This window comes from Mangrovimonas sp. ST2L15, assembly GCF_001280515.1.
GTDB classification, from domain to species: domain Bacteria; phylum Bacteroidota; class Bacteroidia; order Flavobacteriales; family Flavobacteriaceae; genus Mangrovimonas; species Mangrovimonas futianensis.
Window position 1 is genome coordinate 394,901 of record NZ_LBIQ01000030.1, and the last position, 19,070, is coordinate 413,970.

Below are 19,070 nucleotides of genomic sequence, written 5' to 3' on the forward strand. Positions count from 1 at the left end.
TTCAAGACTTTTTTATTAATTCAAAAATACGGGATTCCATTTTTTCTGATGATACTTTCCAGTCATACTTTTTATAATCCCAATTAATATTTTTGGTGTCATTAAGAGTGTCTATTATTTTACTTTTTATGTCAGCTGAATCGTTGGGATTAAAATAAACAATAGAATCTCCACAAATTTCATTAAAGACAGGGAGATTAGAAGCACAAACCTTTTTTTTGTGAGCTAAAGCCTCAATAATGGGAATACCGAACCCTTCATATAAACTGGGATATACAAATATTTTGCAATTTTGGTATAACTCATTTAACTCAAAGTCATCAATATTTTCCATAAATTCAACCCCTTCTACCCCTTCATATTCCATTTTTTTAAAATTTGAAGATTTTTCACCAACAACATATAATTTTAAGTCAGGAATTTGTAAATCAGAATATGCTTGAATTAATCCTTTTAAATTTTTCCTTGGATTAAATGAAGATACTGTCAAGATGTAATCATGCTTAATATATTCCTTAACTTTTTGCGAAATTTTATTTTGATTATTTAATTTGGAGTAGTTTATAATATTACTACGAACTCCATTATAAATTACAGTTATTTTTTCCTTCGGGATCGAATAATTATTTCGAATCTCTTCCTTAGAAACATAACTTACTGTAAAAATATGTTTTGCTCTTTTGGCTATTAAAGGAATTAGCCAATTATAATAGGTCGAAAATCTTGAAGAAAACCATTCTGGATGCGTTTTAAATGCCAAATCATGCAAAGTTATAATTTGACTTTTTAAAATTACTGGTCCCGTATTACAAAATGATAATGCCACACCCTTTTTCTGGATAACATATAATGGAAATATTGTTTGCTCCCACAAATGACCACTTATAAATTTAGGTCCTATTTTCTTTACACCTAAAATACTTGCATATTCTTCTTGTATAATATTACATGGAGAAACAAACTCAATATTCAATTTTGATTTTACTAATTCTAAAGAAATTTCTATAGCAAATCTTTGTACTCCTGATATTGACTGAGTTAGAAATCTTGAGTTAACTATTATCATTAAATCTCTTTACGTTAAACAAAAACAAACTGCTAAAAAAAGCAAAGAACATAACACCATCAGATCTTGATAAAATGTTTTCTGTCAAAGAAACAAGTATAATAATTGAAATAAAATATAGATGTATTTGATTTACATTTTCAATTGCTATTCTCCAATGCTGAAATATTAAAATTAAGAATATAAGTAATCCTATAATACCTGAAGCAACAATAAAAAACAAAAATTGATTATGTGTATTATAATTATGCCATGTATATATCTTAGCTCCAATTTTATTATTATAGCAAGTATTTAATTCATCTTGAGAGTCACCAACCCCAACTCCAAACAATAGATTATCTTTCACAATAGATAACGCACAGGTATATATACCGTTCCTAACATTTACAGACGAATGATTATATGACTTTTCATTTTCCGTAGGCATTTCAAATTTATAATTAATAACCTCATCAACCCTTACCTTAAAAGGAGTTACACTGAAATAGCCTATTGTTAATAAAAAAATTGTCGTAGCTATAAAAAGTAATTGTTTTTTAATTTGGACTCTTTTCAATACAACCGCACTATAAAACCCCGCTATCACCAATGAAATTACTGGCATTCTGCTTGATATTATAAATAACCAAAACAACAAAACTCCACTAGCAATTAGAACACAAAATCCTATATTTTTTTTTGAACGAATTAAAATTAATCCTTGTTTCACTAGAAAAAATATACTAAAAACACCCCATAACCCTTGATAAGTAGGATGCGTATCTACTAATCTTAAAAGAAAACTTCTAAATCTTCTTGTTTTAATTACTGAAACAGTATTCTGATCTATAATAAGTTTATCACCAAGTCTATTACTTATAATTTCTTCTTTTGTTAAATCAGCTAATAATATATCTAAGTTAAAGAGAACACAAATTATTTGATAAAAAACTAATATTAGGACGGAAATGGAAAATCCCCATAGAATGCGATTTATCATTCTTTTTTCGATCCTCTCCTTGTTTAAATAAAAAATAATTGGAAAAATTACAAAAGGAAGGATTTGCGTTAAACGTCTTACTCCAACCTCTAGGTTTTCTGAATATAATAATGTTAAACAAAGACATACAAATGGTAATATTGAAAACAATAAATAAAGTAAGTATTTCTTGTTTAGATTATTTTCATATTTCTTTTTAAAATCAATATTTAAAAGACCAAAAAACACCCATGATATGGTAAGAATACTTCTCATTCCAAAAGTTAAAATTGGAAAGAGCCCTATTAAATAAGTAATTATTACATAGAAACTAAATATTATATTACTTTTAGGTGTCTTTAAAATCATTCTCAACTTTTAGATACATCATTGGTAATAATACAATAAAAGGAATTGCCTGAGTTAAGGTTATAAAAAAGCCAGCGAAAATAACACCAATAATCATTGCTCCTAATTTTAAGCTATGCTTCGATTTTTCAAAGAAAAACAGCAACCATAAAAAAATACCTATAATCCCTGTTGAGAATAGCATCAATAACCAATAGCTATCCAAAACAGCCTCTGCCTTTATAGTACCATCTCTAACTGCGGCTCCCATTTCCCCGATTGCTCCTCCAAATAAAGGGTTATATTCTATGTCTATTCTATTTAACCATACATCAAACCGAATCCAAATGGATTTCACCGATAAAATGTCAAATTGATTTAAGATTATAAAGAGTATGAATCCCAAAGGGATTAAGTATTTCCCCATTTTTAGGGTTCTTTTTAAATTCCTTTCATTACCTAAAAAATTAACGATAAAATAAATTATGAAAGCCAAAAATGCGCTTCTTGTAAATGAAGATACTAATAGAAACAGGGCTAAATATTTCTTTTTGGAAAATTCCTTGGTCCGATCCATTAATATATAAGTAAATAGCGCAAAATAGGCTAAGGCTCCAGAACTACCTACAATTCCTGGTGAACGCCAAAACCTACTAGCAAAATTGCTGATTTGAAATTTGTAAACATCATCTACTCCCCATTGATATCTTCCTACTAGCATCTTCATAAAATCTTCGGGACCTAGGTAATAAGTTAAAAAAACAAAAACTAAATTTAGAACTACAAATACGTGTAAACACTTTAAAATAATCTCAAATTGTCTCTTTGAAATCATTGTTTGGTTATAAATAAATGTTAGTATTACTAACATAAAAACCTCCCTAAAGGTCAGGTAAATACCTGACAAAGTATGGTTATTAAAAATTAATAATATAAATAGAAATATCGAGTATAAACTAACTATAAAATCGATTTGACTTATTTCCAGCCTCTTAATAGATTTTATTAAAAAAACAATCAGTATGAGTAGAAAAGATAACGGATGTAGTACTGATTTAAGTTCCCAAAAACCAAATATGTTAAAAAAGAAATAGGTTAAAACTCCCTGTGTGGAAAACACTTGGGTCAATATCCCTATAAACATTAAATGATTTAGATTTAGTTTCAATTGGATTAATTTAAAGACAATACCTTTTTATAGGCGTTGATATATTTATCAGTGATTGTTTTATTGTCAAATTGGTTTAAACTATTGTATATTTCAATCTTGTGCTTGTCTTCTGCAATAAATTCTAAAATAGAATTCATATTCAATTTCTTTACCGAATTCAATAATGGTATCAATTCGACAAGCCCTCCCTTTTCTGAAACAAAAACAGTTAATCCCATTTGGGCCGCTTCAATAACAACCCTACCAAAAGGTTCTTCCCATTGTGAAGGGACAATTAGTGCATCTAGTCCTTTATAGAACTCCATGGCATCCACAAAACCTACAAATTCAATTTTTTCATTGGTATAAAAAGATTTCAAGTAATCTACATAGTCACTTGAACCTCTTCCTGCTATTTTCAATTTCCAGTCTTGATTTTTCAAATTATCGGAACAAAAAATACCCAACAAGAGCTCGAGCCCCTTTGCCTCATTTAAGGCTCCTATATATCCAAAAACATTTTGCTTTTTTGTCTTGTTGCTTTTTTCTTTGACATCTATTACCGCATTATAAATATATTCTGTTGGAATATTCTTACTAAGACCTGAGTTCAAGTGTCTTGATACTACATATTTACTTATTCCGATAAAGCGATCTACATTTTTATTTATTTGTTTAAACTTCCAGTGACTCAAAATAGAACAATCTCTACATAATTTGTCACAGACCTTGCCATTTTTATACAAAGTATTCTTAAAACACATCAAATAATAGTCCCTTGCAGTGTGTATTATAGGATACTTTTTAGATTTTAGATAACTTAATAGTGAAGTTGAAAAGCCACTTAAATTATTTGTATGAATAATATCTGGTAATTCTTCTTTTAAAATTGCGTCAATATTTCTGTTATATAAAGAAAAGTAAGTATCAATGACATGCCAAAATGATTTTTTAAATTTTGAAACAGATTTGTTTTGAAATGGCCAATATATATTCCTATTAGCTAGATAATATACCTTTATGCCATTTACAATTTGAATTTTGTTTTTATTTGCAGCACTTAAGGATATAACAACTGCATTATGCCCTAATTGATGCAACCCCTCTGCTAATAATTGAACCGATTTTTCTGCACCACCCACAAAATGAGGTGCATAAAGTGTATTAATTAAGACTACCTTCAAAGGTTTTACCAAGATTGTTAGTTTTTGCATGCTTAATAGCCAACAAAAATATCTTAAAGTTTTGACTTAGCCCACAATTAAAAAAAAGAATGAAAGTAAAAATGGCAAGGTTAATTGAATACACCGCAGAATTCTTAGTCAAATACCTTTTCTCAAAAATCATTCGATTTCTAATGGTATAATATATTCTAAACCTAGAGCCTTTACTTATAGTTTGAAAAACCGTTTGGGATGTACTATTTACACTCCATGATTTATCAATATCCCTAACTTTACTGTTAAGTAATAAAATGATTTTTTTACTCATTTTGGTAATACGGTAACTCCAGTCATGGTCATCCGAATACAAATAAAACTCCTCGTCAGGAAACCCTATGTCATTTATTAATGACTTGTGAAAAAACATGCCTCCATATGGTGCATAAGCAATTCTCCCAGATGTGATCTTACTGTTTAAAGATTCTCGTTTCTTAAATGGTTTTTTTAATTTCTCCATTAAACTGAATCCATAGAAACTATTTGGTTTACTCAGTACCAAATTTGGGTTCTCACTGAGTATTGCTGTCTTATATTGATAACGATCTGGCCTGTAAGATAATAAACAAGCCGTTTCATTATCTTTTCTTACCCAATAACTATGTATATTTTCAAGAGCGCCTTCTTCAGGCTCGTTATCATCATCAAGTAACCAAATATACTCATGCTCTGATTTTTGAAAAACATACTTTAGACCAATTTTAAATGCTTTTGCAGAACCTTCATTAACCGTATTCCAGATAACATGTAAATTAGGGCTATACTTCGTTTGAAAGTTTTGTAACAAAACTTTACTCTCATTTTCTGAATTATTATCTACAACAACAACTTTGGATACCCTCTCTTTAAAACAAGTCTCAATTACTCTTTTTAGTAAATGAAATCTATTTGAATATGTAACTATAATTACAGTTGTATTTAACATAAATTATTCCCAAGCCTTTATTTTTTTACCTAAAACCTTTTCTAATTCATTGATGTCCTCAACAAAGAACCTATTCTTAATCAAATCACGATCATATGGAATTTTCTTTTCAGAATCATTTAGCAACTTTAAGTTCTTTTTATAAACAAATTGTTTTAAAACAACTCTCAAGTTTTTGGGCAGTACTTGTTTCAAAAAATCCTTGATTTTAGATGGTGTATTTAAAAATTTTGAGACCCAAAGAAATTTTGCTTTCTCAGCGGGGTTACTTTTTAAATCCAAATTCAATTCCTGATGATTTACACCTAAAAATTCCTGTATTTCATTTATTACGATCTCTTTATTAGCCAAAAACTCTTCAAATATAAAAACCCTCACATTGTCTTTAGGGAATTGTTTATAAATGTATTTTAGAGTTCCTGAGTATTGCCCTCTGGATATATAACCAAAATGGTTTTTTTCAAAATGACCAAGTTCTTCAGACTCATAATCTTTATGATATTTTGGACTTGAAAGCCGCAATGGTTCATTTTCAAGAGCATCTAAAAAATCAAACTCTTCATACCCCCTTTTTTTACTCATTAAATAATGAGAAAAAGCTCTTTTAACAGGGTCTCTCAATAAAAAGATAATTTTAGTATCTGCTCCAAAACAATCTAAGATCCGGTCAATAGACCTATTTTCAATTTGTAAGTTAGGGTTAATATTTCCAATACACTTTTCATCGTTAAAAGTTTTGAAATAAGTCTCAAAATAATATTTTAGACCCTTAGCATACACTTCATTTACATCAAAAAAATGAGCCTCTTTTTCAATCGGCAAGTAAATTTCAGAATGCTGTTTTAAAATATCATGTAAAAGTGTTGTGCCTGCTTTTTGTGCTCCAATACAAAAAAAATGGACTTTATTCATTCTCTAATTCTAATTATTTTACCCGGTACTCCTCCTACTATTCCATTTCGAGGAACATTTTTAGTTACCACCGCATTTACAGCAATAATAGCACCTTCTTCTATTGTGACTCCTTTGTTAATAACTATACCGTGTCCTACCCAAAAATTATCTTTAATTGTAATAGGATCTGTAATAATACCTTGTTGTGTCATAGGCTTATTTAGATCCTTAAAGTCAAGGTCTGTATCTCTAATTGATACTGAATCTGCAATCATAACATTTTTTCCAATCAAATGGTTTGACATCAAAATAATACTCTATACTGGATCCCGCACATTTAGGAATATGTAAAAAAATGACTTTATGTTTATGACTTATCATTTGAATAATGGTATTGATAGTATTCCCGTAAACTTTCTGGCAAAATAGACTTTAGTTATATTTTCTAACGCAATAACCAAACTGGTGGCTGTTGCCGCTCCAATAGCACCAAATTTTTGTATTAAAATAAAATTCAAAAAAATATTAAAAATAGCATATCCAGTAGAAATGTAGCTATGAACTTTTCCAAACCCGCATAATATCAATAGTAACCCCGAACACCCAGTGCTAATATTAATTAATTGCCCTAAACCAAGAATAATTAAAATATTATAAGCTTCTTTGAACTCCACTCCCCAAAGCCCTAATATAGGTTTACCTAATAAAATGAATGCAAATAAAAATAAGATTCCAATAGGAACTAAAAATAAGGTAACTCTTTGAACCAAAACTTGTAAGTCACTTTTCTTATTAAGTTCATAAAATGAAGCTATTTTGGGTGCTAACGACGAATTTGAAACTTGTAAAAAAAACAAAACAAATAACGCTAATCTAGAAGCAACACTGTATAGTCCAACTTCTGCAGAATCACTTAACCAGCCTAACATAATAACATCTGTTGAAGTAGATATAATAACCATCGAAGAGACCAATAAAAGTGGTAACGAATCTTTTAGAATAGAAGGGTCATACACTCTTTTATAGTTCTTTTTCCGAAACAACTTATGCCAATATGCTCTAGCCGAAAAAAAAGTTACTACCTTACCAAGAGCGTAGAGCAAAATAATATTAAGAATGGTAATTTCTACAGCAAAAATCCAATAAATTATTAATCCTATTCCTATTATTACTGAAGTTAAAACCTCCTTGAGCAAATTACTTTGCCAAACTTTGCGATATCCATTAATACCACTCGCATATATTTGTCCTATCGTTTGAGGAAGTATTGCACAAAACATAATTAGGAGGGGAGTATAGATGAACTCTGATTCAAAAATTTGTTCAGCTAAATATCTAGAGCTTAAAATACCTAGAACTATAACAGTAAATGACGAAAACAGGCCTATAATAACACTTGAATAAATATTATTATTAATTGAACTGAAATCTCTTTGGCTTACTCCAACAGATATGTTTTTAACGAGAACATTATCCAATCCGAGAGTTGAAAATACCATAAGAATTGTTATAATTTGATTAATTAGGTTGATATTCCCTAATCCTTCAGGTCCCAAAGTCTGACCAATAAAAATACTTACCAACAGTCGTGCAATTATCCCAAAAATTTTTACAATCATAGAATAATAACCCTTACTAAATACTTCTTTTGTATGGATATCTAAATTACTTAGCCTTTTCTTCAATCTTATGGGCATAAAAACGTATAACAATCAAATATTCAAAACTAAAAATTATATTCGATTTGATTTTTTAAAAAAGAAAACGGTAATTAACTTAATGAAGCTAATTCTTAGAAAGAATTAAATACTGTAATATAATAGCTATTCTCTTTTCCTCAGTAATTGATATTTTTAATGACTTTGAGATATGTATTCAAAAAATATTTAATTAATTAATGGCTAGACAATTAACGCTAAAATATCACACCACCATCCCGGCAGCCACAGTTTCATTAGTTGCATCATCAACCAAAATAATACTTCCAGTCGTTCTATTCTCTCTATATGAATCCACCATCAAAGGTTGGGTAGTACGTAGTTTTACTTTACAAATATCATTCATGGTCAACTCCTTGTCATCTTCTTTTCTTTCCAAGGTATTGATATCAATTTTATAGACAACTTCTTTAATCATCGCCTTTTGGTCATTTGAAGTGTGTTTTACAGTGTATTTTGCTCTTGGCTTAGCCGGACTGTTATTCAACCAACAAAGCATTACCTCGATGTCCTGACTAGCCTCAGGCTTATTGTTTGAGCGAACGATCATATCTCCACGACTAATGTCTATATCATCTTCTAAAGTAATGGAAACCGACATGGGCGCAAAAGCTTCATTTACGGCACTATCAAAGGTATCTATTGAACGGATTTTGGAAGTAAATCCAGATGGCATCACTGTGACCTCATCACCAGGTCTAAAAACACCACTCGCAACACGTCCTGCATAACCTCTATAGTCCCTAAATTCTCCTTGCTGCGGTCTTAAAACCGTTTGAACAGGGAAACGCGCATCTACTTTATTGATATCACTACTTATGTGCATGGTTTCAAGGGTATGTAAAAGAGGTGCGCCTTGATACCAATCCATATGCTCAGATCTGTTCACCACATTGTCTCCCAACAAAGCAGAAATAGGAATAAATCGAACGTCTTTTACCATCATTTTAGAGGAAAACTCTTCAAATTGCTCAATCACTTTTTGATAAGCATCTTCCTGAAAATCAACTAAATCCATTTTGTTGATACACACTATCACATGGGGGATTTGCAATAAAGAGGCAATAAAGGAATGCCTTCTGGTCTGCTCAATAACTCCATGTCTGGCATCGACCAAAATAATGGCAGCATTAGCTGTTGAAGCCCCTGTTACCATGTTTCTGGTATATTGAATATGTCCAGGCGTATCGGCTATAATAAACTTACGCTTTGGTGTGGTAAAATATCTGTAAGCCACATCAATGGTAATTCCTTGTTCCCGTTCATCTCTTAATCCATCTGTAAATAACGCCAAATCAACGCCTTCATGACCTTTTTTCTTACTCGTGTTCTCAATGGCCTCAAGTTGGTCTTCAAAAATGGACTTTGAATCATATAACAACCTACCGATTAAGGTACTTTTCCCGTCATCAACACTCCCTGCAGTTGTAAATCTTAATAATTGGTTATTGTCTAACATATATTTTTATTAGTAGTACTATAATTGAATTATAGAATAATTGATGTTTAATTTAAAAATACCCTTGACGTTTACGGTCTTCCATAGCGGTTTCAGAACGCTTGTCATCACTTCTGTTCCCTCTTTCTGTTTGTCTCATAGCGGAAACTTCATTGGCAATCTTTTCAACGGTATCTGCATCGCTTTCAATACCACCTGTAATAGTAATATCTCCTAAAGTTCTAAAACGTATCTTCTTGACGACTATTTCTTCTGTCTCTTCAAGCATTAAAAATTCTGAATTGGGTATCCAAGAATTGTTTCTCCAAACACACTCTCTTTCATGAGCAAAGTATAAGGATGGTATTTGAATGTTTTCCCTTTTTATGTAATTCCAAACGTCCATTTCAGTCCAATTACTGATAGGAAATGCTCTAAAGTGTTCTCCTTCAAAATGCTTGCCATTGAAAATATTCCAAAGTTCTGGACGTTGGTTTTTAGGATCCCATTGTCCAAAATCATCTCTATGTGAAAAGAAACGTTCTTTTGCTCGTGCCTTTTCTTCATCTCTTCTTCCTCCACCTATGGCACAATCTACTTTATGTGTTTCTATGGCATCCAATAAGGTAGTTATCTGAAGTGCATTTCTGGTTGCGTTCTTTCCTCTTTCTTCTGCTACTCTCCCTTGATCAATTGATTCCTGTACAGAGCCTACAATCAAATTGACACCCAACTCGTCAATCAAATCATCACGAAATTTAATGGTCTCAGGGAAGTTGTGTCCCGTATCCACATGCATTAAAGCAAAAGGAATTTTACTAGGGTAAAATGCCTTTCTGGCTAAATGCGTCACTACTATCGAATCCTTTCCTCCAGAAAAAAGAATAACCGGATTTTGAAATTGAGCCCACACTTCACGCAATACAAATATCGCTTCACTCTCTAACTCGTCTAAATAATTTAAATAATACTTACTCATGATTGCCTTGACAATTTTGGCGTTATAAATTCAATAATCCTAATGACTGCTTCGTCAACAGATTCTTTTTCCGTTTTTATTTCAATATCGGGATTTTCTGGGGCCTCATAAGGGGCAGAGATTCCAGTCATATTTTTTATTTCACCGGCTCTTGCCTTCTTGTAGAGTCCTTTCACATCCCTTCGTTCACATTCCTCAACACTGGTGTTGATGTAAACCTCAACAAAGTTAACATCTTTGACGATTCTTCTTATGTTATCACGGTCTTTTTTATAGGGCGAAACAAAAGCCGCCAAAACCACCAACCCAGCATCTACCATCAAACCTGCCACTTCTGCAATTCTGCGAATATTTTCAGTTCGATCTTCTGGAGAAAAGCTTAAATCATTATTAATTCCCTTTCTAATGTTATCACCATCAAGAGTATAGGTTTTAATTCCCTTTTCAAATAGTTTTTGCTCTACAACGTTAGCAATTGTCGACTTCCCTGATCCCGAAAGTCCTGTGAACCACAATAAAAAAGAGTTATGTTTATTCGATGTCCTGCGATCTTCTTGAGACACCTGATATGAGTGGGGTATAATGTTCTCCTTCATTTCTTATTTCTTTATTAATCAACCTCTCGGTTAGGAAGTCCAAAATTGATGCGATACCAAATTCTTTCATGAAAATAGTATAAAGTCATTTTAGTTAGAACTTCAGCAAGACCTATTTTTAAACCAGCCATAGGATTTCCAGAAATAATCCAAGCTAAGGTCATAGTATCTATGGTCCCTATCATTCTCCAAGTAATGGTTTTAGCAATATGTCGTTTCTTGCTTTCCAAACGTCTCCCATCTTTTGAAAGATTGATTTTAAACCAAACTCTTTCATGCAGATAATAAAGGATAGATTTGGTGGTTACCTCAGCAAAACCTATTTTCAATCCTGTCAAAGGATTTCCTGTTATTAACCAAGAAAGCAGAATGGTATCTAATGTTCCTACCAATCGCCAAGTGATGGTTTTTGCAATATGTCGTTTATAGGAAACGTCTGCCATAAACTATCTACTCACCAAAAAATAACTGTTCAACAAGTTTTCTTTATTGTACTGTAAAGGTTTATCCGTTTCCTTAGAAATAACCTGTAAGCCAACAGCATTACATATGGCCTGACCTGCTGCTGTGTCCCACTCCATAGTAGGAGCGTATCTTGGGTAAACATCAGCATTCCCCTCTGCCACCAAACAGAATTTTAAAGAACTACCTTTGGAGACAATCTCGACATCCTTGCCTTCATTTTTAAGACACTCGACAAAGTCTAATGTATCCTGATTCATATGGGAACGACTCCCTACAACTTCAATTTTATTTGACTTTTCAGTCTTTGGACTTAAGGCTCTAGCCTTTATCATTATTTCCTCAAAAGAAACATCATGAGAGTCAAGCTCAACTTTAAAGGCTTCCTCTTTAGTCACATCAGCAAAATATAACGATTTTACAGCTGGGACATAGATTACCCCCAATTGTGGTTTCCCCTGTTCTACCAAGGCTATATTAACAGTAAATTCGCCATTACGCTTTATAAATTCTTTGGTCCCATCTACTGGATCAACCACCCAACAAGTATCCCATGTTTTCCTTACAGCATAGTCCACTTGTTTATTTTCTTCACTTATGATTGGAATTTCGGTTGGTATTAAAAATGAATTGATGATATCATTTGATTGTTTATCAGCTTCTGTTAAGGGAGATTTATCATCCTTATATTCCACATCAAATACAGAATCATAGACTTCCATAATTCTTTCACCCGCCTTTAAGGAGGCTTCAATAGCTATTTTTAAATGATTATTTATTGACATACCAATCATATACTTTTTTAATTCCGTCCTTTAATTCAATTTGATGTTTCCATCCTAGGCCATTCAGCTTAGAGACATCTGTTAATTTTCTCATGGTTCCATCAGGTTTTTCAGAGTTAAAAACCAACTCTCCGTCAAAACCAATAATTCCTTTTATTGTTTCTGCCAGTTCCTTTATAGATACTTCCTTACCAGTTCCAATATTAATATGGGTATTTCTGATTTCCTTAGCTCCCTCTGAATAGGTATCTTCAAAATTTCTATTTTCCATTATAAAAACACAGGCATCAGCCATGTCCTTTGACCACAAAAATTCCCTCATTGGCTTTCCTGAACCCCAAATCTCTACACTTTTTTCGCTAATACCAAATTTTGATAGATAGGATTTTGCCTCTTCAATAGAATCCATTTTCAAATCATTTAAAACTTCCTCAATATTTCCGTCATTAAGAAGTTTAGCTAAATGGATTTTACGTATCAAGGCCGGCAAAACATGAGATTTTTCCAAATCAAAATTATCATTTGGCCCATATAGATTAGTTGGCATAACCGAAATAAAATTAGTGCCATACTGAATGTTATAACTTTCACACATCTTTATCCCAGCAATCTTAGCAATGGCGTAAGGCTCATTGGTATATTCTAGAGGATCTGTTAGCAAGTAATCTTCCTTCATGGGTTGTGGGCAATTCTTTGGATAAATACAAGTACTTCCCAAGAACAATAATTTCTTAACTCCATGAACATAACTTTGATGAATCACATGATTCTGAATCATCATATTATCATAAATAAATTCAGCTCTATACACATTGTTGGCTATTATTCCACCAACTTTTGCAGCTGCTAAAAAAACGTATTCCGGCTTTTCGGTTTCAAAAAATTGCTCGACCCTTTCTTGGTTGGTTAAATCTAGCTCAGCATGGGTTCGAGTAACGATATTGGTATAGCCTTTGTTTTTTAAATTCTCAAGAATAGCGCTACCTACAAGTCCTCTATGGCCTGCAACATAAATCTTTGAATTCTTGTCCATAGACTAATTATTCGAAATAGTTATTGATTCGGTATCCACCTTCTTGAAGGTATTGCTGCTTCTGCATCAATATAAGATCACTTTGCATCATATCCTCAACTAAAGCAGGTAAATCATATTGAGGCACCCAACCAAGCTTTTCCTTGGCCTTTGTTGCATCTCCAATTAATAAATCTACTTCTGTTGGGCGGTAGTATTTTTTGTCAACAGCAACAACTTCTTTTCCAATTTCCAGTTGATAATCTGGATTAGAGCAAGATTTGATATATCCTTTTTCCTCTGATTCTTCTCCTTTAAATTCCAATTCAACCCCAATATGAGCAAAACACATTTTCACAAAATCCCTAACGGTTGTTGTTTTCCCAGTAGCGATTACCCAATCTTCAGCTTCCTCTGCTTGAAGAATCATCCACATCATTCTGATGTAATCCTTGGCATGTCCCCAATCGCGTTTCGCATCCAAGTTTCCTAAATACATTTTATCCTGTAACCCTAAAGCAATTCGAGAAGTAGCTCTCGTGATTTTTCTGGTTACAAAAGTTTCTCCTCTTATGGGTGATTCATGATTAAATAAAATCCCATTGCAAGCATACATTCCGTAGGCTTCTCGGTAGTTAACAGTTATCCAATACGCATACATTTTGGCAACAGCGTAAGGGCTTCTAGGATAAAAAGGTGTGGTTTCTGTTTGAGGAACTTCCTGCACCTTTCCATATAACTCTGAAGTTGAAGCTTGGTAAATTCGTGTCTTCTTTTCCAATCCCAAAATTCTAATAGCTTCTAATATCCTTAGTGTTCCAATTCCATCAGCATTAGCCGTATATTCTGGGGTTTCAAAAGAAACGTGAACATGGCTCATAGCTGCCAAATTGTAAATCTCATCGGGTTGAACCTCTTGGATTATTCGAATTAAATTGGTACTATCTGTTAGATCTCCGTAATGAAGAAAAAAGTTCCTGTGCTCTTCATGAGGGTCTTGATATAAATGATCTATTCTATCGGTATTGAACAAAGATGATCTTCTTTTAATACCATGTACAATGTAATCTTTCTTTAAAAGAAATTCACTTAAATAGGCTCCATCTTGTCCAGTAACCCCCGTAATTAATGCTACTTTTTTACTCATTTTATTTGATTAATAACTTTATATAAACTATCCCTCCAATAAGGGATTTCAATATTCATTTGTTTTTTGATTTTGGCTTTATCCAAAACACTAAAGCTAGGTCTTTTTGCCGGAGTTGGATAAGCTTCTGAAGGAATATTTCCAACTTTTATTTTATCATTCCCCTGAATGTCAAAAATCGCCTTAGCGAAATCATACCAACTAGCAACACCTTCATTACTGAAATGATAAATGCCATATTGCTCTGAATTATTCTTTATAACATCTAAAAGCACAATTGCTAAATCTCCTGCATATGTAGGCGTTCCTACTTGATCTCCCACCACATTCAATACTTCTCGGTCCTCCCCTAATTTCAACATCGTTTTTAAAAAGTTATGCCCGTATTCCGAATATAACCAAGAGGTCCTTATAATGAAATGCTCTTTTAATTTGGCTTGAATTTCAAGTTCTCCTTGAAGCTTTGAATACCCATAAACTCCAAGTGGATTTGTTTGAGCTTCTTCGGAATAAGGAATAGACTGGCTACCATCAAAAACAAAATCGGTTGAAATATGAATGAGTTTTGACTTATGTACTTGGCATGCCATCGCTAAATTTTCAGCTCCAAAAGCATTAATTTCATAAGCCATTTTCTCATCACTTTCAGCCTTATCTACGGCAGTATAGGCCGCACAATTGACACACCAACTTATTTGATTTGTTTGAAAAAAATCCAAGACATTTTGCTTATTTAAAATATCAAGATCTTGAACATCTGTAAAACAAAATTCAAAATCTGAATAGGAAGCTTGAAGATCTTTGATACATTGACCCAATTGCCCGCTAGCTCCTGTAATTAGTACCTTATTCTTCATTTAAATATGCTTCAAAAGTTGGTAAAACAAGATCCTTTTCTGATAATTGTGCCTGTTCCAAAGGAAATTCCCAATCAATGTTCAATGATTTGTCATTGTATATAATGCCGCCTTCTGATTCTTTATTATAAAAATTATCGCACTTATAAGAAAAAATAGCGGTGTCACTAAGCACTATAAAACCATGTGCAAAACCTCGAGGAACAAAGAACTGTTTTTTATTTTGACCAGATAATTTTACGGAAACATATTCCCCAAAAGTCTCTGAGTTTTTTCTTAAATCAACAGCTACATCCAACACTTCTCCTTGGATTACCCGAACCAATTTGGCTTGGGCAAAAGCCCCATTTTGAAAGTGTAAGCCCCTTAAGACTCCTTTAGCAGAGAGAGACTCGTTATCTTGAACAAATTTTACCTCTGCACCAATAGTCTCATTAAATTTTTCTTGGTTAAACGATTCAAAAAAATAGCCTCGTTCATCCTCAAATATCTTTGGTTCAATAACGAAGCATCCTTTTAATTTAGTTTCCTTTCCTATCACCCCTCTTTATGTTTAAGAAGTCCTAACAGATTTTTACCATACCCACTTTTCATTAAGGGCTCTGCCAAATCTTTAAATTCCTGTTCCGTTATAAATCCCATTTCAAAAGCTGCTGCCTCGATAGATCCTATTTTCAATCCTTGACGCTCCTCAATCACTTCAACAAATTGAGAGGCTTGCATTAGGGATTGAAAAGTACCCGTATCTAACCAAGCCGTCCCTCGGTCCAAAATACTCACATGCAAATTACCTTGCTCTAAATAGGCTTTATTGATATCAGTAATTTCCAATTCACCACGGTGACTGGGTTTGATATTCTTTGCAATTTGAACAACTGAGTTATCATAAAAATAAATCCCCGGAACCGCAAAATTGGATTTTGGGTTTAATGGTTTCTCCTCAATAGAAATGGCTTGTCCTTCATCATCAAATTCAATAACCCCGTAACGCTCCGGGTCGTGAACGCGATAAGCATATATGACCCCTCCATTAGGGTCATTGTTGCTTTGAAGTAGGCTAGAAAGACCAGTTCCATAGAAAATATTATCTCCCAATATTAAGGCTACCTTATCATTTCCAATAAAATCAGCTCCAATAATAAAGGCTTCAGCCAACCCATTTGGAGCTTCCTGAACCGCATATTCAAATCTACAACCATACTTCTTACCATCTCCCAATAAATCTTGAAAAAGAGGTAAATCTTTAGGTGTAGAAATAATAAGGATTTCCCTTATTCCAGAATATATAAGTGTAGACAACGGATAATATATCATCGGTTTATCATACACGGGCATCAATTGTTTGCTTACCGAGAGAGTTAAAGGATGTAATCTAGTACCAGAACCACCGGCTAATATGATTCCCTTCATGATTGATATTGCTTTTCGTAATACGTTTGATATGCTCCACTAGTCACATGGTTCAACCATTCTTGATTAGATAAATACCAATCTATGGTTTTTGAAAGCCCCTCCTCAAATGTCACTGATGGCTCCCATCCTAATTTCTCATTGATTTTGGAAGCATCAATAGCATATCGTAAATCATGTCCAGGCCTATCTTTAACATAGGTTATTAATTCTTCAGAAGTTCCATTGGCATTACCCAATTTTTCGTCCATTTGCTTGCAGAGCAATCTTACCAAATCAATATTCTTCCACTCATTGAAACCTCCTATATTGTAGGTTTCTCCATTTTCGCCTTCATGAAAAACCAAATCAATAGCCCTAGCATGATCTATGACATAAAGCCAATCTCTTGTGTAATTACCATCACCATAAACTGGTAATGGTTTTTTATTGATAATATTATTGATAAATAAAGGAATTAACTTCTCAGGAAATTGATTCTGTCCGTAGTTGTTGGAACAATTTGAAATTACATAAGGCAAATCGTAGGTTTCCCCATAAGCTCTAACAAAATGATCTGAGCTCGCTTTAGAAGCCGAATATGGTGAGTTTGGAGAATAAGGTGTAATTTCAGTGAACAAGCCGCTTTCCCCAAGTGTTCCATAAACTTCATCTGTGCTTATATGATAAAATCGTTTTCCATCAAAATCATGCTCCCAAATGCCCTTGAAAGCATTTAAAAGATTTAAGGTCCCGATAATATTTGTTTTCACAAAAGCCAACGGATCCTTTATAGATCTATCCACATGCGATTCAGCTGCTAAATGAATAACGGAATCAAACTGATATTGTTTAAATAATTTATTGATAGATTCCTCATCATTGATATCGGCCTTAAGGAAGTGGTAGTTCTCTTCTTCTTCAATATCTTTTAAATTCTCAAGGTTTCCGGCATAAGTCAAACTATCCAGATTATAAATTTGATATTCAGGATACTTGTTTACAAACAATCTCACAACGTGAGACCCTATAAAGCCCGCTCCTCCTGTAATTAGGACATTATTTTTATTCATAGGCTTTAGCAAATTTTACCAATCTAGAAGTTAAATAAATGACACATAACATAAGAAATGCCAAAACGGGAAAGATCAGAGCATATCTATTATACCAATCAGATGTTTTATTCCCAACGTATTGAAATTCAGAAATGACATCAAAAAACACATCTTCTTCTACCTTTCTTTCTTCTAAGCTTTTCAATGTATTTCTTAACTCTATTTCTTTATTCAATAAATCATATTCTCTAGTATTTGATCTATCCTTGCTAAGTGAAAGTCCTTCGCCCAAAATAAGTTCAGTACTAGTAGATTTGGAATCTTCTTCTAAAACATTGATATAAATTCTTTGTAGAGAGTCCACCTTAGCCAATTGTTCCAAAATGTTATTCTTTTGAATCGTTATTAGGGAATCCCTTTTTCTTTTCTTAGTCTCAGTGTATTCATTAGTAAATGCATTATTTAATCCCTTTTCCAATTTCGGAAAAATATCCTGTCTTAAAGAAAAAGCTTCGATTTGAAAAATACTGCCGGAATAAACACTTCTATTTTCTATATACTCCTCATAGGAAATCGTCGATGCTCGAGTACTATCCAAAGACCTAATAAAGCTATCATATTCTTTTATTCTTTCATTTTCAGTTTCTGGACCTGGGCTAATTTCAAAACTTAAAACTTCTTGAGCCTCTTCTTCACTTAAATCAAAGAAGTTTGAAAAAGTTGCATAGTCCTGATTGTCAATAAGAGCATTATAATAATTGATGTTAGTAACCAATTGATATTTTGAGTCAAAATAAGGTCTGACTAACATGGATGAAGAATAAACATCTGGAGATATTTTCTCCAATGCAAAACCCAACACTCCAGCTATGACCATTGTCACAACAATAATTTTAAAATTGACAATTATTACCTTCAGAGCATAAATAATAACAGAAAAAATTGCCTTAAAAATAGAGCCTATAAACTTGAACAATCTATTAAAGGCATCTCCTATAAGTTTAAATAATTGTCCTAAATCAACCTCTTCTGTCGATTGGTTGTTTGATGAATTTTCGTTCATTAGTT

At 32.7% G+C, this 19,070-nt stretch carries 19 protein-coding genes and 1 pseudogene; all 20 read right to left on the reverse strand.

Going from position 1 to position 19,070, the window contains the following annotated elements; all coding sequences use genetic code 11:
• Nucleotide 1: 1 nt before the first annotated feature.
• Nucleotides 2-1,066: a glycosyltransferase family 1 protein gene (locus ZA07_RS05665; protein WP_053970751.1), complete on the reverse strand. Its 1,065-nt coding sequence runs from the start codon at nucleotides 1,064-1,066 to the stop codon at nucleotides 2-4.
• Nucleotides 1,053-2,396 carry an O-antigen ligase gene (locus ZA07_RS05670; RefSeq protein ID WP_053970752.1) on the reverse strand — a complete coding sequence of 448 codons (1,344 nt, stop codon included), beginning with the start codon at nucleotides 2,394-2,396 and terminating at the stop codon, nucleotides 1,053-1,055. Before ZA07_RS05670 ends, ZA07_RS05665 begins: the two co-directional genes overlap by 14 nt.
• A complete protein-coding gene (locus ZA07_RS05675) occupies nucleotides 2,377-3,096 on the reverse strand; it encodes a hypothetical protein (protein WP_157492073.1) in 720 nt (239 codons plus the stop codon). The genes ZA07_RS05670 and ZA07_RS05675 overlap by 20 nt, the downstream gene beginning before the upstream one ends.
• A gap of 452 nt (nucleotides 3,097-3,548) precedes the next feature.
• Complete coding sequence (locus ZA07_RS05680) at nucleotides 3,549-4,739, reverse strand: glycosyltransferase family 4 protein (protein WP_053970754.1); 1,191 nt, start codon at nucleotides 4,737-4,739, stop codon at nucleotides 3,549-3,551.
• The gene (locus ZA07_RS05685) at nucleotides 4,690-5,670 is read right to left on the reverse strand and encodes a glycosyltransferase (protein WP_053970755.1); all 981 of its coding nucleotides are present in this window, start codon (nucleotides 5,668-5,670) and stop codon (nucleotides 4,690-4,692) included. The genes ZA07_RS05680 and ZA07_RS05685 overlap by 50 nt, the downstream gene beginning before the upstream one ends.
• Nucleotides 5,671-5,673: 3 nt before the next feature.
• The gene (locus ZA07_RS05690; protein ID WP_053970756.1) at nucleotides 5,674-6,582 is read right to left on the reverse strand and encodes a sulfotransferase; all 909 of its coding nucleotides are present in this window, start codon (nucleotides 6,580-6,582) and stop codon (nucleotides 5,674-5,676) included.
• Between the two features lie 2 nt (nucleotides 6,583-6,584).
• Nucleotides 6,585-6,704 (reverse strand): annotated as a pseudogene (locus ZA07_RS16365) (acyltransferase); the annotation flags it as partial.
• A gap of 237 nt (nucleotides 6,705-6,941) precedes the next feature.
• A complete protein-coding gene (locus ZA07_RS05700; protein WP_197276703.1) occupies nucleotides 6,942-8,249 on the reverse strand; it encodes an oligosaccharide flippase family protein in 1,308 nt (435 codons plus the stop codon).
• 238 nt (nucleotides 8,250-8,487) lie between these two features.
• Complete coding sequence (gene cysN, locus ZA07_RS05705; RefSeq protein ID WP_053970759.1) at nucleotides 8,488-9,741, reverse strand: sulfate adenylyltransferase subunit CysN; 1,254 nt, start codon at nucleotides 9,739-9,741, stop codon at nucleotides 8,488-8,490.
• Between the two features lie 52 nt (nucleotides 9,742-9,793).
• Nucleotides 9,794-10,699, reverse strand: a complete 906-nt coding sequence (cysD, locus tag ZA07_RS05710; RefSeq protein ID WP_053970760.1) for a sulfate adenylyltransferase subunit CysD — start codon at nucleotides 10,697-10,699, stop codon at nucleotides 9,794-9,796.
• Nucleotides 10,696-11,295, reverse strand: coding sequence for an adenylyl-sulfate kinase (gene cysC, locus ZA07_RS05715; RefSeq protein ID WP_053970761.1), 600 nt, complete (start codon nucleotides 11,293-11,295; stop codon nucleotides 10,696-10,698). Before cysC ends, cysD begins: the two co-directional genes overlap by 4 nt.
• 14 nt (nucleotides 11,296-11,309) lie before the next feature.
• Nucleotides 11,310-11,738, reverse strand: a complete 429-nt coding sequence (locus tag ZA07_RS05720; protein WP_053970762.1) for a DUF2061 domain-containing protein — start codon at nucleotides 11,736-11,738, stop codon at nucleotides 11,310-11,312.
• 3 nt (nucleotides 11,739-11,741) lie between these two features.
• Nucleotides 11,742-12,542 (reverse strand): 3'(2'),5'-bisphosphate nucleotidase CysQ, encoded by an 801-nt coding sequence (gene cysQ, locus ZA07_RS05725; protein WP_231628640.1) that lies wholly within the window; start codon nucleotides 12,540-12,542, stop codon nucleotides 11,742-11,744.
• Entirely contained in the window at nucleotides 12,529-13,575 is a 1,047-nt protein-coding gene (locus tag ZA07_RS05730) for a GDP-L-fucose synthase (protein WP_053970764.1), read from the reverse strand. The genes cysQ and ZA07_RS05730 overlap by 14 nt, the downstream gene beginning before the upstream one ends.
• Nucleotides 13,576-13,582: 7 nt before the next feature.
• Complete coding sequence (gene gmd, locus ZA07_RS05735; RefSeq protein ID WP_053970765.1) at nucleotides 13,583-14,701, reverse strand: GDP-mannose 4,6-dehydratase; 1,119 nt, start codon at nucleotides 14,699-14,701, stop codon at nucleotides 13,583-13,585.
• On the reverse strand, nucleotides 14,698-15,558 hold the full coding sequence (gene rfbD, locus ZA07_RS05740) for a dTDP-4-dehydrorhamnose reductase (protein WP_053970766.1): 861 nt from the start codon (nucleotides 15,556-15,558) through the stop codon (nucleotides 14,698-14,700). Before rfbD ends, gmd begins: the two co-directional genes overlap by 4 nt.
• Entirely contained in the window at nucleotides 15,548-16,099 is a 552-nt protein-coding gene (gene rfbC, locus ZA07_RS05745; protein WP_053970767.1) for a dTDP-4-dehydrorhamnose 3,5-epimerase, read from the reverse strand. The genes rfbD and rfbC overlap by 11 nt, the downstream gene beginning before the upstream one ends.
• On the reverse strand, nucleotides 16,096-16,968 hold the full coding sequence (gene rfbA, locus ZA07_RS05750) for a glucose-1-phosphate thymidylyltransferase RfbA (RefSeq protein WP_053970768.1): 873 nt from the start codon (nucleotides 16,966-16,968) through the stop codon (nucleotides 16,096-16,098). The genes rfbC and rfbA overlap by 4 nt, the downstream gene beginning before the upstream one ends.
• Nucleotides 16,965-18,020 (reverse strand): dTDP-glucose 4,6-dehydratase, encoded by a 1,056-nt coding sequence (gene rfbB, locus ZA07_RS05755; RefSeq protein WP_053970769.1) that lies wholly within the window; start codon nucleotides 18,018-18,020, stop codon nucleotides 16,965-16,967. The genes rfbA and rfbB overlap by 4 nt, the downstream gene beginning before the upstream one ends.
• Nucleotides 18,013-19,065 (reverse strand): hypothetical protein, encoded by a 1,053-nt coding sequence (locus tag ZA07_RS05760; RefSeq protein WP_053970770.1) that lies wholly within the window; start codon nucleotides 19,063-19,065, stop codon nucleotides 18,013-18,015. Before ZA07_RS05760 ends, rfbB begins: the two co-directional genes overlap by 8 nt.
• Nucleotides 19,066-19,070 lie beyond the last annotated feature (5 nt).

Excerpts from the sequence above, each read along its gene's own strand:
- rfbA (WP_053970768.1), bottom strand. The coding sequence starts at position 16,968 with ATGAAGGGAATCATATTAGCCGGTGGTTCTGGTACTAGATTACATCCT.
- ZA07_RS05665 (WP_053970751.1), bottom strand. The coding sequence starts at position 1,066 with ATGATAATAGTTAACTCAAGATTTCTAACTCAGTCAATATCAGGAGTA.
- ZA07_RS05680 (WP_053970754.1), bottom strand. The coding sequence starts at position 4,739 with ATGCAAAAACTAACAATCTTGGTAAAACCTTTGAAGGTAGTCTTAATT.
- cysC (WP_053970761.1), bottom strand. The coding sequence starts at position 11,295 with ATGAAGGAGAACATTATACCCCACTCATATCAGGTGTCTCAAGAAGAT.
- ZA07_RS05685 (WP_053970755.1), bottom strand. The coding sequence starts at position 5,670 with ATGTTAAATACAACTGTAATTATAGTTACATATTCAAATAGATTTCAT.
- ZA07_RS05670 (WP_053970752.1), bottom strand. The coding sequence starts at position 2,396 with ATGATTTTAAAGACACCTAAAAGTAATATAATATTTAGTTTCTATGTA.
- rfbB (WP_053970769.1), bottom strand. The coding sequence starts at position 18,020 with ATGAATAAAAATAATGTCCTAATTACAGGAGGAGCGGGCTTTATAGGG.
- ZA07_RS05675 (WP_157492073.1), bottom strand. The coding sequence starts at position 3,096 with ATGCTAGTAGGAAGATATCAATGGGGAGTAGATGATGTTTACAAATTT.
- rfbD (WP_053970766.1), bottom strand. The coding sequence starts at position 15,558 with ATGAAGAATAAGGTACTAATTACAGGAGCTAGCGGGCAATTGGGTCAA.
- cysN (WP_053970759.1), bottom strand. The coding sequence starts at position 9,741 with ATGTTAGACAATAACCAATTATTAAGATTTACAACTGCAGGGAGTGTT.
- ZA07_RS05720 (WP_053970762.1), bottom strand. The coding sequence starts at position 11,738 with ATGGCAGACGTTTCCTATAAACGACATATTGCAAAAACCATCACTTGG.
- ZA07_RS05730 (WP_053970764.1), bottom strand. The coding sequence starts at position 13,575 with ATGGACAAGAATTCAAAGATTTATGTTGCAGGCCATAGAGGACTTGTA.
- ZA07_RS05690 (WP_053970756.1), bottom strand. The coding sequence starts at position 6,582 with ATGAATAAAGTCCATTTTTTTTGTATTGGAGCACAAAAAGCAGGCACA.
- cysD (WP_053970760.1), bottom strand. The coding sequence starts at position 10,699 with ATGAGTAAGTATTATTTAAATTATTTAGACGAGTTAGAGAGTGAAGCG.
- gmd (WP_053970765.1), bottom strand. The coding sequence starts at position 14,701 with ATGAGTAAAAAAGTAGCATTAATTACGGGGGTTACTGGACAAGATGGA.
- ZA07_RS05760 (WP_053970770.1), bottom strand. The coding sequence starts at position 19,065 with ATGAACGAAAATTCATCAAACAACCAATCGACAGAAGAGGTTGATTTA.
- cysQ (WP_231628640.1), bottom strand. The coding sequence starts at position 12,542 with ATGTCAATAAATAATCATTTAAAAATAGCTATTGAAGCCTCCTTAAAG.